The 13,376-nt window shown below is 62.3% G+C and carries 10 protein-coding genes; 6 read left to right on the top strand and 4 right to left on the bottom strand.

Annotated features, from left to right (window positions below; genetic code table 11):
• Window positions 1-57: 57 nt before the first annotated feature.
• The 3 genes from MC269_RS03110 to MC269_RS03100 all read right to left on the bottom strand — a co-directional run bounded on the left by MC269_RS03110 (window position 58) and on the right by MC269_RS03100 (window position 5,121).
• Entirely contained in the window at window positions 58-663 is a 606-nt protein-coding gene (locus MC269_RS03110; protein ID WP_239953874.1) for a cupin domain-containing protein, read from the bottom strand.
• Between the two features lie 134 nt (window positions 664-797).
• On the bottom strand, window positions 798-2,921 hold the full coding sequence (locus tag MC269_RS03105) for a bifunctional diguanylate cyclase/phosphodiesterase (protein ID WP_239953872.1): 2,124 nt from the start codon (window positions 2,919-2,921) through the stop codon (window positions 798-800).
• A gap of 154 nt (window positions 2,922-3,075) precedes the next feature.
• Window positions 3,076-5,121 (bottom strand): bifunctional diguanylate cyclase/phosphodiesterase, encoded by a 2,046-nt coding sequence (locus MC269_RS03100; protein ID WP_239953871.1) that lies wholly within the window; start codon window positions 5,119-5,121, stop codon window positions 3,076-3,078.
• A 533-nt stretch (window positions 5,122-5,654) separates the two neighbouring features.
• Here MC269_RS03100 and MC269_RS03095 point away from each other — a divergent pair.
• The 5 genes from MC269_RS03095 to MC269_RS03075 are packed head-to-tail and all read left to right on the top strand — an operon-like array spanning window position 5,655 to window position 10,901.
• Complete coding sequence (locus tag MC269_RS03095; protein WP_239953869.1) at window positions 5,655-6,224, top strand: spore coat protein U domain-containing protein; 570 nt, start codon at window positions 5,655-5,657, stop codon at window positions 6,222-6,224.
• Window positions 6,225-6,273: 49 nt separating this feature from the next.
• Window positions 6,274-6,762: a spore coat U domain-containing protein gene (locus MC269_RS03090; RefSeq protein WP_239955059.1), complete on the top strand. Its 489-nt coding sequence runs from the start codon at window positions 6,274-6,276 to the stop codon at window positions 6,760-6,762.
• Window positions 6,763-6,786: 24 nt separating this feature from the next.
• Window positions 6,787-7,476: a molecular chaperone gene (locus MC269_RS03085; protein ID WP_371824353.1), complete on the top strand. Its 690-nt coding sequence runs from the start codon at window positions 6,787-6,789 to the stop codon at window positions 7,474-7,476.
• Window positions 7,477-9,927, top strand: coding sequence for a fimbria/pilus outer membrane usher protein (locus MC269_RS03080; RefSeq protein ID WP_239953867.1), 2,451 nt, complete (start codon window positions 7,477-7,479; stop codon window positions 9,925-9,927). It abuts the gene before it with no gap.
• Entirely contained in the window at window positions 9,924-10,901 is a 978-nt protein-coding gene (locus MC269_RS03075; RefSeq protein WP_239953866.1) for a spore coat U domain-containing protein, read from the top strand. Before MC269_RS03080 ends, MC269_RS03075 begins: the two co-directional genes overlap by 4 nt.
• Here the strand turns inward: MC269_RS03075 and MC269_RS03070 are convergent.
• Window positions 10,898-12,217 (bottom strand): MFS transporter, encoded by a 1,320-nt coding sequence (locus MC269_RS03070; RefSeq protein ID WP_081139789.1) that lies wholly within the window; start codon window positions 12,215-12,217, stop codon window positions 10,898-10,900. The genes MC269_RS03075 and MC269_RS03070 overlap by 4 nt on opposite strands.
• A gap of 252 nt (window positions 12,218-12,469) precedes the next feature.
• Here MC269_RS03070 and MC269_RS03065 point away from each other — a divergent pair, with 252 nt between their 5' ends.
• Window positions 12,470-13,375, top strand: coding sequence for an alpha/beta fold hydrolase (locus tag MC269_RS03065; RefSeq protein ID WP_239953864.1), 906 nt, complete (start codon window positions 12,470-12,472; stop codon window positions 13,373-13,375).
• The last annotated feature ends 1 nt before the right edge of the window (window position 13,376 follow it).

The following is a 13,376-nucleotide window of genomic DNA, read 5'->3' as shown; positions in this document are numbered from 1 at the left end:
ACGATGATGATGCCAAAAATAAGGCGAGATGTTTTCAGTATGATGACGCAGCGCGGGTCAGAGATGGTCGGCGATCGGCGTCCAGATCTCGGTCAGCGCGCCCGCTTCGCCGGTGAAGGGATCGCGCGTCGGCAGCGGCACCTGCTTCACCTGCTGCTGGGCCGCCTGCAGTTTTGCCGGCTCGTCGCGGTTGGTCTCCGGCGAGAATCCCTCTGGATAGGCGCCGACCACCATAAAGTCCTCGCTGGCGTAGACCTGTTTATGGCCAACGCCCGCCGGGATCAGCACCGCATCGCCGGCGCGCAGCGTCACCATACGGCCGGTATCGCCGCCGAACAGCACCTCTGCCCAGCCCTGCGCCACGCCCAGCAGCTCATGGGTGTTTGGATGGTAATGGGTGTAGGGAAAAATGTCGTAGCGCCAGGCGGGTGGCCAGCCGTGGCGGGCAAAGGTCTGCTCGAACCAGCCGGCGAGATCGGGCTCCTCCTCCTCCGCGTCATCCGGCGCGACGCGCGGCCAGATGATCAGCGGCAGAGGATTATTCGGCACGCCACCCGAAGGGTTGGCGAGCATCAGATGCTGCGGATTATTCGACGATCCGGCAGCGAAAGTGCCTGCCGCGAAGGACATCAGCAACAACAGACTGGAAGAAGAGGCAGTCATACAGGTTCTCCGGTTAGCGTTCAGCTAAGTGTGGCAAAACCCGGCGCTGTTGCAATGTGCGCTGATCAGCAAATTCAACATAAAAGCATGATTTTGCTAACCAAACACAAATAACCTCGCAACAATTCTACGCGTTAACCCGGCGTTGCCTCGCAGATGCTGTGCGGCAGCGCCGCCTGGCGCTGCTCTTCCGCCTCCAGCGCGAAGTTGGGCAGCTCGGCGACCTTTTCCGGCGGCACCGGTTTGCCCAGCAGATAGCCCTGCAGCGTGTTGCAGCCTAAGCCGGTGAGGAAAGCCTGCTGCTCGGCGGTTTCTACCCCTTCCGCCACCACTTTGAGATCCAGCGACTGCGCCAGCGCGACGATAGCCGAGACGATGGTGGCGTCCTCGGTCTGATGCTGTAACTCATTGACGAAGGCACGATCGATTTTCAGTTCGCTGGCCGGCAGGCGCTTGAGATAGAGCAGGCTGGAGTAGCCGGTGCCGAAGTCGTCAATCGAGGCTTTTACCCCCAGCCGCGTCAGCTCGGTCAGGATGCGCACGCTCTCGTCGGGATCGCGCATTGCCGTGGTTTCTGTTACCTCCAGCGTCAGCAGCTCAGGCGGGATGTCGTGGGTCGCCAGCGCCTCAGTCACCGTCTCCACCAGATTGCTCTGTTCAAACTGCAGCGCCGACAGGTTCACCGCCACCGACCAGTTCAGATGCCCCTGCTGACGCCACTGATGCAGCTGGCGACACGCCTCATTAATCACCCAGCCGCCGATAGTGACGATCATGCCGGTCTTCTCCGCCAGCGGCAGAAAAACGTCGGGCGTCAGCAGGCCGCGCGTTGGATGCTGCCAGCGCAGCAGCGCCTCAAAGCCGATGATCGGCCCGCGCGGCGCGCAATATTTCGGCTGATAGAAGAGCCTTAACTCGTTGTTCTCCTGCGCGTGCCAGAGATCGTTGTTGAGCTGCAGCTGGGTCTGCGCCAGCGTATTCATCGACGGCTGGAAGAAGTTGTGCCCGTTGCGGCCGTTGTTTTTGGTGTGGTACATCGCTGCATCGGCGTTGAACATCAGCTCGCGCTCGTCGTTGCCGTCGCCGGGATAGACCGCGATGCCGATGCTCAGCGACACCATCAGCTCGTAGCGCGAGATCTCGAAGGGCCGCTCAATGGCTTTCACCAGCGTATCCGCGACCGTTGCGGCATCGTTGGGATCGTTGATCTCAATCAGCAGCACAAACTCGTCGCCGCCCATGCGCGCCAGCGTGTAGTAGCCCTTCATCTGCTCGCTCATGCGCTCGGTGACCGCGATCAGCAGGTTGTCGCCGACGTGATGGCCGAAGGCGTCGTTGACCGCCTTGAAGCCGTCGAGATCCATAAACATCAGCGCGAACTGGGTGCGCTCGCGGTTGGCCTTGTTGATCGCCTGCTCCAGACGATCCTCCAGCAGAATACGGTTCGGCAGACGCGTCAGGTTGTCGTGCAGCGCCAGCTGCGCCAGTTCGCGGTTCGCCTCCGCCAGCGACCGCGCCAGGATGGCGGTGCGCGCCTGCATGCGCGCGTCCAGCATCGACACCAGCAGCGTAATACCGAGGATCGCCAGCGTCACCACCGTGACCAGGATTGCCAGCCAGTTGCTGTTGACGCCCATCTGCATGGCGTGGCTGTGTGCCGGAAAGCTGGCCGCCGCCATGCCGGTATAGTGCATACCCGCGATGGCGAAGCCCATCACCACCGAGGCGCCGAGGCGCAGGACCGTGGTACGGCCGGTGGTGCCGTCGCGCAGGTTGAACGCCAGCCAGAGCGCCGCGCCCGACGCCACCAGCGCAATCACCACCGACACGGCGATCCAGCCCCAGTTCCAGCTGATGCCGGGCGAGAACATCAGTGCCGCCATGCCGGTGTAGTGCATCGCCGCCACGCCACTGCCCAGCACCAGCGCGCCGCCCAGCAGCTTTTTCAGCGGCAGATCGCCATGGCAGACCAGCCAGAGCGCGAAGATTGAGGCGACAACGGCGATCGCCATCGAGACGCCGGTCAGCGACGCGTCGTAGCTCATCACCATTTCCATAGTCATGGAGAGCATACCGATAAAGTGCATCGCCCAGATGCCAACGCCCATGGCGAAGCCGCCGCCAAACAGCCAGATCAGCGCGACTCTGCCGGTCGAGGTCGCGACGCGGCCCGCCATATCCAGCGCGGTAAAGGAGGCCAGCATTGCGACGAGGATCGACACAATGACGGTAAACGAATCGTATGAGGTCACTAACATAGTGAAGTTCCGTTAAAGCCCAAAACGCAGCTGTGGTGTTGTAATGAAAAAGTCACAGGGATGAATTATTTGCTCAGGTTATCGGCAAAAGGCAAAGGGTTATTAGCCAGCCACGATGAAAGCTTCCGATGTCTCTGAGCGTTAAAATCTATCGTCAGCTGACAATGAAGTCGCCGACGCGGTCGGCAGGGGTCGGTTTGCCCAGCAGATAGCCCTGCAGCGCGTCGAAACCGAGCCGCGTCAGCAGCGTTTGCTGCTCTTCCGTTTCCACCCCTTCCGCCACCATGCGCAGATTCAGCGTCTGCGCCAGCGCCAGCATCGCGCTGACCACGGTGGCGTCCTCGCTGTCGGCGCGCAGGCTGTTGATAAAGCTGCGGTCGATCTTCAGCTCGCTGGCGTCGAGGTGCTTGAGATGCAGCAGATTGGCGTAGCCGATGCCGAAGTTGTCGATCGCCACGCTTACCTGAATTTTTTGCAGCTCGCTGATGCGCTGCTGGCTGAACTGCGGATCGCGCATGGCGACGGTTTCGGCAATCTCCAGCGTCAGTGCGCCGCCCGGCAGCTGATGGCGCAGCAGCGCCTGGCGCACCGTTTCCAGCAGATCGCGCTGGTGAAACTGCAGCGCCGAGAGGTTGACGGAGACGGTCCAGTGCTCATGCCCGTCGCTGTGCCACTGTTTTAGCTGGCGGCAGGCTTCGTTGATCACCCAGTTGCCGAGGGCGACGATCTGGCCGGTTTTCTCCGCACGCGGCAGGAAGATATCGGGCATCAGCAGGCCGCGCGTGGGATGCTGCCAGCGCAGCAGCGCCTCAAAGCCGATCAGCTCGCTGCCGCTGGAGCGGAATTTCGGCTGATAGAACAGCCGCATCTCCTGGCGCTCCAGCGCCTGCCACAGATCGTTGGCCAGCGCCAGCTGATGCTGCGCGCTGGCGCTCATTGCCGGCTCGAACAGGCAGCAGCCGTTGCGGCCGCTGTATTTGACGTGGTACATCGCCGAATCGGCGTTGAACATCAGCTCCTGCTTGCTGCGGCCGTGCTGCGGCCAGAGGGCGACGCCAACGCTGAGCGAGACGCGCAGCAGATAACGCTCCAGCTCGAACGCGGCGTCGATCGCCCTGACCAGCCGCTGCGCCAGCGCCACGGTGCGCGCGCTGTCGTTGCCCGTTGTCAGCAGCACAAACTCGTCGCCGCCGAGGCGCGCCAGCAGCATGTCGTCGTCGAGCTGGCCGCGCAGGCGGTCGGCGACAGCAATCAGCAGGCGGTCGCCGACAAAGTGGCCCCAGGTGTCGTTGACCGCCTTAAAGCCGTCGAGATCCATATACATCAGGGCGAAGCCCGCGCCGTCGCGCGACGCCTGACGCAGCGCGGCGTCGAGGCGCTGTTCGAGCATCACGCGATTGGGCAGCGCCGTCAGGTTGTCGTGCATCGCCAGCTGATGCAGCTCCTGGTTCGCCTGTTTCAGGCGCTGCGCCAGCCGCGCCGCGCGCAGCTGCGCGTCCAGCATTGAGGCGAGCAGCGTAAAGCCGAGAATAGAGAGCGTCACCAGCGCCACCCACACCGCCAGCCCCTGACTGCTGACGCCCTGCGCCAGCGTCATGCTGTGGCGATCGAACTGCGCTGCCGCCATGCCGGTATAGTGCATGCCGGCGATGGCGACGCCCATCACCAGCGCCCCGAGCGCGCGCATCGTCAGAATATTTTTTTCGCTCTGACGCAGGTGGAACGCCAGCCAGAGCGCCGCGGCGGAGGCGAGATAAGCGATGGCGACGGAGAGCGCCACCAGCGACAGGCGCCAGTGCGGCGCGGGCGAGATCAGCAGCGCGCGCATGCCGATGTAGTGCATCGCCGCCACGCCGCTGCCGAGCATGGCGCTGCCGATCAGCCAGCGGCGTCGGCTAAAGCGTAAGCCGCCCTGAGTCTGGGCAAAGGCCAGCACGCAGGCACCGCAGGCCGCCAGCAGCGACAGCACCGTCAGGCCGCTGTCGTAATGCATCGGCATCATCATCGCCAGCATGCCGATAAAGTGCATTGCCCAGATGCCGATTCCCATCGCGACGCCGCCGACCATCAGCCATAAACGCGCCTGCCAGCCTTGCGATACCGCGACGCGCCCTGCCGTATCCAGCGCAGTAAACGCGGCAATAAAAGCGACGATCAGCGAAACGCCAACCAGAACGCTATCCCAGGTGACCAGCAGCATGTGAACTCCTCACACCCCGTCTGTCAGCAGGCGGGGTGTTGTCATCAACAACGATTTCAAACAACAACAGACGGATAAAATATCGGCCAGCCGTGCGGTTTATATTTTCAGGGCCGAATGCCGCCGTCCCGCTCGGGCGGGAGATAAGTAAGACCTTTCCTGGTCTGGCTGAAAAAAGCGTAACTATGTCTGATTAATGCATGAACATATCACTGTTAGCGAAGCGACGATAGAGGGCGAAATGTTACCCGCTTTGCTTTTTTTCATCTGACACAACATATTGGTATTACTGGTTTATCGACCGGATAAGCGAATTGATTAATGAAAAATTAACGTATCGCTTCACCGAGCCCTGCGCGCTGATCTATAGTAAGTAAAATTTATAAAAATCCCTTAGCCAAAAACTAAGAAGATTCTAAGAAGACAGGTAATTTCTGGCGCAGCCAGAGCTGCCACTGAGATATTTTGCTGGATTTGCTAATTGGTCACCGGGTGAAAAAGCACTGACTCTGGATAATCGGTAAGGATTGATTATGAAACTCAAGCTTTTTCTGTTTGCCGCTGCGGGACTGACCACCGTACTGCCTTCTCTGACTTTTGGCGCCACCACCACAGGGACCATTAATGCGACCCTGACGCTCACCACCGGTTGTCTGGTCAACGGCCAGTCCGCTACCACCGGCGTTAACTTCGGTACCCTGAACTTCGGTAGTAGCGCGGCGACGTTCGATACCCTGAACGCCACGCTGGTCGGCGCCTCCGGCAACGGCATCTACGTGCGCTGCACCACCGGTCAGACCTACAATGTGCAGGTCACCAGCAGCAACGCGGCGCCCGCCACCATCTTCGGCACCGTTTCTGGCCAGCCGCGCTACCTGATCCTCGGCTCCAACAATACGCAGGGGATCGCCTACACCCTCTACAGCGACGCGGCCTTTACCACCGCCATCGCCAACAACACCAATATCGCCGCCAGCGGCACCACCGATCCGACGCTGGGCACCAACTACGCCATCTACGGTCGCGTGGTGGGCGGCGGCTTTAATCCGCTGATCCCGGCCGGGACCTACACCGACACCATCAACGTCGCCGTGAATTACTGATCGCGCGGTCGGGAGCCTCTGGGTGGCAGTGCCGCGCGCGTTGCGCACGCTGATCTGCACGCTGCCCCTGCTGACAGGAAGTCTACACGCCTGGAGCCTGCCTACCAGCACGTTTCAGGTGTCCGCTTCCATCGTGGCGGGCTGCGTCGTCTCCGGTACCAATACCGGGGTCTTTGGCACGCTTGATTTCGGCTCGCAGTCGGGCGTCGCCAGCAGCAGCGTTAGCGCCAGCTTTGTGCAGAGCACCGCGATTACGCTCGCCTGCACGCCCGGCACTACGCTGAGCATGAGCATCAACGGCGGCGCTAACTACACCACCACGCGCAACCTGAAACACACCAGCAACACCAATACCCTGGCCTATTCCCTCTATTCCAACGCCAGCCGTACTACCGCGATCCCGGTCAACAGCGCCGTCGCGCTGAGCTACAGCAACGCCAATAACATCACTTTGCCGATTTACGGGTTGCTGCAACTGCCTGGGCCGACGCGCGCTGGCGTCTACACCGACACGCTGACCGTGACGCTGAGCTGGTAGCCGCATGCTTAAAGGAGAAATGTGATGATGCGCGCCCTGTTGTTCTTTATATCCCTGCTGGCGACCAGCGCCCAGGCGGCCAATTCGCTGATGATCTGGCCCATCGATCCCAGCATCAACCCGGATGAAAAAGCCAGCGAGCTGTGGCTGGAGAATCGCGGCAGCGTCACGACGCTGATGCAGGTGCGCATTTTTAGCTGGCAGCAGGTCGGCGGCCAGGAGCAGTACGCCACCCAGCAAAGCGTGGTCGCCAGCCCGCCGCTGGTGCGCATCGAGCCAGGGCAGAAACAGCTGGTGCGTCTGATCAAGCAGACGCCGCCCGGCGCGGGTCAGGAGCTGGCCTACCGCGTGGTGCTCGACGAGATCCCGACGCCGCGCACGCCTGGCGAAAACCAGGCGGGGCTTAATTTTCAGATGCGCTACTCGGTGCCGCTGTTTGTCTACGGCGACGGGCTGACGCGCGACACGGCGAAGCCCGATCTGAGCTGGCGGACGGTCGGCGAGGGCGGCAAATCCTGGCTGCTTATCGCCAATCGCGGCAGCGGCCATGCGCGCCTCAGCAACGTGATCATCGGCGGACGTAAGCTGGGCGACGGTCTGTTCGGCTACGTGCTGGCGCGCAGCGAAAACCGCTGGCCGCTGAAAGCCGCCGCTGGCGGCCAGCTGACGGCGGAGACCAACGCCGGCGCCTGGCGCAGCGCGTCCAGCCGCTAAATGGCACGCTCCCTTCGCCCCTGCGCGCTGGCGGTGGCCAGCGTCTGCGCCTGTTTGACGTCAGCCGCCGCGCTGGCGGAGACCTTTTCGTCTCTGCCGCCGCCGCCGTCGCTGGCGAGCAGCGGCGAGCAGCAGCGCTATATGCTGGAGCTGGTGGTTAACCAGCGCGAAAGCGGCGCTATCGTGCCGGTCGAGCGGCGCGACGGCCACTTTCTGCTGCGCGCCGGCGACCTGCAGCGCGCCGGCATTCCGGCGGAAAAACTGCCGGACCCGCAGCAGGTCGACGTCAGCCAGTGGCGCGAGGTAAAAGCGGACTACGACGATCGTCGTCAGCGTCTGCTGCTGACGGTGCCGCCCGACTGGCTGCCGGGCCAGGTGATCGGCGAGGCGCAGAATGGCCCGCGCTATCCCGGCCGCACCAGCACCGGCGCGCTGTTCAACTACGATTTTTACGCCACGCGCACCACCAACGCCGGCACGCGGCTGTCGGCCTGGAACGAGCTGCGGCTTTTCGGCGCGGCGGGCCAGTTCTCCAGCAACGGCGTCTGGCAGCAGCAGATGGAGGGGCGTGCGCCCGCGCAGGATGATGGCTATATCCGCTACGACACCTGGTGGAGCAACGAGGATGAGAACAACGTCATCAGCTGGCGCGTCGGCGATCTCACCACCGATGCCCTGAGCTGGAGCAACAGCGTGCGGCTCGGCGGGATCCAGATTGGCCGCGACTTCAGCGTGCGGCCCGACCTGGTGACCTATCCGCTACCGGCGTTTTCCGGCCAGGCAGCGGTGCCCTCGACCGTCGATCTCTTTATCAACGGCTATCGATCCAGCCAGGCGAACGTGCAGCCCGGTCCCTGGTCGCTGACCAACGTGCCTTTCGTTAACGGCGCGGGCGACGCGGTGATCACCACCACCGACGCCGTGGGACGACAGGTGACCACCACGCTGCCGTTTTACGTCTCCAGCACGCTGCTGAAGGCGGGCCTGAGCGACTACTCCTTCTCCGCCGGGGCGTTTCGCGACAACTACGGCATTAAAAATTTCGATTACGGCGAGGCGGCGGCGAGCGGCTCGCTGCGCTACGGCGCCACCGACTGGCTGACGCTGGAAACCCATGCCGAAGGCAGCGACAGTCTGGCGATGGGCGGCGCGGGCGCGATGTTCCGCGTCGGCAGCCTGGGCGTGCTGAACGGCGCGCTGGCGCAGAGCCAGATGAACGGCGCGGCCGGCACGCAGTACAGCTGGGGCTATCAGTACAACAACAGCTGGTTCAGCATCGGCACGCAGCACACGCTGCGCAGCCGCGAATTCGGCAACCTGGCGCTGCTCAGCAGCCGGACCGGCAACAGCGACACCAGCAATACCACCTATAGCCTGGCGCGCCGCAGCGCCCAGTACAACGCCAGCGTGTCGCTGAGCCAGTATGGCAGTCTCGGCGCGGCCTATATCGATATCAGCGGCGGCGACGGCCAGCACACGCGGCTGCTCAATCTGTCGTGGAGCAAAACCCTGTGGGGCAACTCCAGCCTCTACGTCTCCGCCAGCCGCGACCAGCAACAGGGCGCGTGGAGCGGCGCGATTTCGCTGGTGATCCCGTTCGGCGAGCACGGCAGCGCCTCGGTCAGCATGGAGCGCGACCAGCAGGGCGAGAATAATCAGCGGCTCTACCTGTCGCGCTCGATGCCAAGCGACGGCGGCTTCGCCTGGGACGCCTCCTGGGCCAATCAGGGCGGCAACAGCGGCGATTACCGTCAGGGCAGCCTGCGCTGGCGCAACAACAAAATCGACACCTCGGCAGGCTTCTACGGCGACGACGACTACAACACCCAGTGGGCGGATCTCACCGGATCGCTGGTGCTGATGGACAGCGAGGTGTTCGCCGCCAACGCCATTAACGACGCCTTCGTGGTGGTGAAAACCAGCTATCCCGACGTCAACGTGCGCTATGAAAATCAGTCGATGGGACGCACCGACCGCAACGGCTATCTGCTGGTGCCGTCGATCAGCAGCTACTATCCGGCCAAATACGATATCGACACCCTCGACCTGCCGGCGGATATCACCACGCCAAAGGTGGAGCAGCGCTTCGCGGTGAAGCGCCAGAGCGGCTATCTGCTGCACTTCCCGGTGGAGAAGCTGCGCGCCGCCAGCGTGATCCTGCACGACGCCGACGGCCAGCCGCTGCCGGTTTCCAGCCAGGTACTGCGCGACGGTCAGGCGACAGAGTATGTTGGCTGGGACGGCATCGCGTGGATGGAGAACCTGCGCGCCAGCAACCCAATGCGCGTCGCCACGCCCGATGGACGCACCTGCAGCGCCGAGCTGACTATCGCCAACGGCCAGCCGCAGGCGCTGAAAACCTATGGCCCGATCACCTGCCCGCTGCCGCCCAGGCCAGCAGGCGCGCCGGTGCCCAGCCCCGATAACTCCACCTCAGGGATCACGCCATGAAGAAAATTTTGCTGATGCTGGCGCTGCTGCTCTTCTTTCCCACGCTGGCGCGCGCCGCCTGCACGCTACCCAGCTCCACCGCCAGCTTCGGCTCGGTCACCACTTTTGTGGTGAACAGCACGGTGCAAAACACCTCGACCAACGCCAACGTCAACTGCGGCTCCGGCTCGGCGCTGTCGCTGCTGGGCAATAACCAGATCACCTTTCAGCTCACCGGCGCCACCAACGTCAGCGGCACGCGCGGCACGCTGAAACGCAGCGGCGACACCGGCACCGATAATATTCCTGTGCAGCTTTGCGTCGACAGCGCCTGCGCCACCGAACTCACCATCGGCGCCGCCGCCTACGTCATCAGCCAGTCGGTGCTGGTCAACCTCGCCGGCCTGCTGGGCAGCCTTAACTTCGCCATTCCGGTCTATCTGCGCACCGTGCCGGGCCAGACGGTGGCGGCGGGCACCTATACCACCACGCTCAACCTGGCGGTGACCTATAACATCTGCACCAGCGTCGGCGTCGGCAATATTTGCCTGTCGCCGCAGACCGGCAGCGGCGTGATCCCCATCAGCGTCACCCTGGTGGTCACCAACGACTGCACCACCATTACCTCGCCCAATATCAGCTTCGGCAGCGCGCCGCTGGTCGGCAGCTTCTCCGCCGTGTCGCAGACGATTAACGTGGTATGCAGTAAAGGCAGCACCTACACGGTGGGATTGAGCAACGGCAACTACGTCAGCGGCACGCAGCGCCAGATGGCGAGCGGCACTAACCGACTGAGCTATGAGATTTACAAGGGAACCAGCAGCAACCGCTGGGGGCCGAGCAGCAGCGAGCGCTACAGCAGCGCCAGCTCCACCAGCGTCAGCAGCGATGGGCTGACGCGCGGCTACAGCTACACCGCGCGCATCCTCACCACGCAAAACACGCCGCCTGCGGGAGACTACACCGACAGCGTAGTGGTGGACCTCTCGTTTTAGATCGAGGCGCTGGCGACGGCAGCGCCGTGGCGTGCGCGATATTGTTTCACCATCCGGCCAATCAGCAAGGTGCCGATCAGGCCGCAGACGGCGGCGAAGGTGAGCCAGACGCCGGGCATCGCCTTATCGCCGGTGGCGTGGATCAGGTAGCTGGAGATAGCAGGCGTAAAGCCGCCGAACAGCGCGGTCGCCAGGCTGTAGGCGAGGGAAAAACCAGAGGCGCGCACCTCGGCGGGCATGATCTCCGCCAGATAGACCACCATTGCGCCGTTGTAGCTGGCGTAGAGAAACGAGAGCCACAGCTCCGCCTCCATCAGATGGGCGAAGGTCGGCGATCCCACCAGCCAGTGCAGCACCGGCCAGGTGGTGAGGATCATCAGCAGCGTAAAGGTAATCAACAGCGGACGGCGGCCGATGCGGTCTGACAGCGCCCCCATCAGCGGCAGCCAGATCAGGTTAGAGAGGCCAACGCACAGCGTCACCAGGAAGCTCTGCTTGTCGCTCATCATCAGCACGGTTTTGCCGAAGGTCGGGGTAAAGGCGGTGATCATATAGAACATCACGGTGGTGGTGACCACCATCAACATGCCCGCCAGCACCAGTGCCCAGTTACTCGCCAGCGAGCGCATAATCTGGCGCATGGTCGGATGCTGTTTACGCTGGCTGAAGGCTTCGGTCTCTTCCAGCATGCGGCGGATCCAGAACAGGAAAGGCACGATCATACAGCCGACGACAAAGGGAATACGCCAGCCCCACTCCGTTACCGCCTCTTTCGCCAGCAGATGGTTAAGCAGCAGGCCGAGCAGCGCGGCGAAGATCACCGCAATCTGCTGGCTGCCCGACTGCCAGCTGACGAAGAAGCCTTTGCGCCCTTTCGGCGCAACCTCCGCCAGATAGACCGAGACGCCGCCCAGTTCAACCCCGGCGGAGAAGCCCTGCAGCAGACGACCCAGCAGGATCAGAATCGGCGCGGCGGCGCCCAGCGTGGCGTAGCCCGGCACCAGCGCGATGGTCAGCGTGCCGATCGCCATCAGCCCCAGGGTCAGCAGCAGCCCTTTACGGCGGCCATGCTGGTCGATATAGGCGCCAAGCACGATAGCGCCCAGCGGCCGCATCAGGAATCCGGCGCCGAAGGTCATCAGGGTTAACATTAGCGAGGCAAATGGATCGTCGCCGGGAAAGAAGGTTTTCGCGATGGCGGTGGCGTAGTAGCCAAACACCATAAAGTCATACATTTCAAGGAAGTTACCGCTGGTAACGTTGAAGATGGTTCGGGCGCTGCCCTGAGGTTTTTGTAAAGACGACGTGTGGCTCATAGTGGCTTCCTGCGTTTTTCCTCCGTTTTAGCCTGACGGGCCTGGGATTAACGTGACGCGCCTCACCATTTCACTTTACAATACTGAAACTAACAGTAACAAACAGTTAACCTGGCAATTATGCAGCATTATTCACCCTTGTGCGCGCTCGCGCTGCCTGAGTCTGCTTTCAGGCGGTCGACAGGCAAGGTATTTGAAAAGGCGCAAAGCGATCAGCCGTGGCTTAAGCCGCTAACGTAAACAGAGGAAGTTATGCATATCACCACTCTCCGTGCACTATTCGCAGGAACGCTTTTACTCATGTCACTTTTATTCTCAGCATCCGCCGCTCAGCCTGTTACCCCACTTTCTCCCCACTCGCAGCGTATCTCTGTACAGACGCAGGGCGCAGGAACGGATGTCATCCTGATTCCAGGGCTGGCGTCGTCGCGCGACGTTTGGGCCGAGGTCGCAGCAGGTTTACGCAGCAACCACCGTGTTCATCTTGTCGAACTGGCAGGCTTTGCGACTACGCCGGCCATTTCCCGCCCAGAGGGAAAGGTCATCGCGCCGGCAGTGGAGGCCATCGCTGAGTATATCCAGGCCCAGCACATCCACGCCCCGGCGATCGTTGGCCATTCTCTCGGGGGAGAGATCGCCTTGATGCTGGGGGCGCGCTATCCCGACCTTGTCGGTCGTTTGATGATCGTCGATGCGTTGCCGTTCTATACGTTGATGATGGACCCTGCGGCGACCCGCGAAACGGCTGCCAGCCATGCCGCGGCTACGCGGGAGTGGCTACTGCAGCAGTCGCCGCAGCAGTTCGACGCGTTTCAGACAGCTTCCATAGCCCGTTTAGCCAGGACCGAGGCGGTGAGGCCCGCTCTGGTGGCAGCGAGCATCCATTCCGATCGCAAAACCGTTGCGGATGCACTGTATGAACTGATGATGACCGATTTGCGTCCCGAGCTTGGCCGCATTAAAGCACCGATGGAGATCGTATACGCGTATGACCCCTTATTCGGGATACCGGCAACCCGCGTAGAGGCGATGTACCATCAGGCCTATGCTTCTGCATCCGATATCCATTTCACGCGCATCGATGAGAGTTTTCACTTTGTGATGCTTGATCAGCCCGAGCGGTTCTTCAGCGCGGTTGAGGCGTTTTTAAAGGAGTAAA

This window comes from Pantoea sp. Z09, assembly GCF_022394795.1.
Classification (GTDB): Bacteria; Pseudomonadota; Gammaproteobacteria; order Enterobacterales; family Enterobacteriaceae; genus Pantoea; species Pantoea latae.
This window is presented reverse-complemented; position numbering and strand designations above follow the sequence as displayed.

Excerpts from the sequence above, each read along its gene's own strand:
- MC269_RS03110 (WP_239953874.1), bottom strand. The coding sequence starts at position 663 with ATGACTGCCTCTTCTTCCAGTCTGTTGTTGCTGATGTCCTTCGCGGCA.
- MC269_RS03105 (WP_239953872.1), bottom strand. The coding sequence starts at position 2,921 with ATGTTAGTGACCTCATACGATTCGTTTACCGTCATTGTGTCGATCCTC.
- MC269_RS03100 (WP_239953871.1), bottom strand. The coding sequence starts at position 5,121 with ATGCTGCTGGTCACCTGGGATAGCGTTCTGGTTGGCGTTTCGCTGATC.
- MC269_RS03095 (WP_239953869.1), top strand. The coding sequence starts at position 5,655 with ATGAAACTCAAGCTTTTTCTGTTTGCCGCTGCGGGACTGACCACCGTA.
- MC269_RS03085 (WP_371824353.1), top strand. The coding sequence starts at position 6,787 with ATGATGCGCGCCCTGTTGTTCTTTATATCCCTGCTGGCGACCAGCGCC.
- MC269_RS03080 (WP_239953867.1), top strand. The coding sequence starts at position 7,477 with ATGGCACGCTCCCTTCGCCCCTGCGCGCTGGCGGTGGCCAGCGTCTGC.
- MC269_RS03075 (WP_239953866.1), top strand. The coding sequence starts at position 9,924 with ATGAAGAAAATTTTGCTGATGCTGGCGCTGCTGCTCTTCTTTCCCACG.
- MC269_RS03070 (WP_081139789.1), bottom strand. The coding sequence starts at position 12,217 with ATGAGCCACACGTCGTCTTTACAAAAACCTCAGGGCAGCGCCCGAACC.
- MC269_RS03065 (WP_239953864.1), top strand. The coding sequence starts at position 12,470 with ATGCATATCACCACTCTCCGTGCACTATTCGCAGGAACGCTTTTACTC.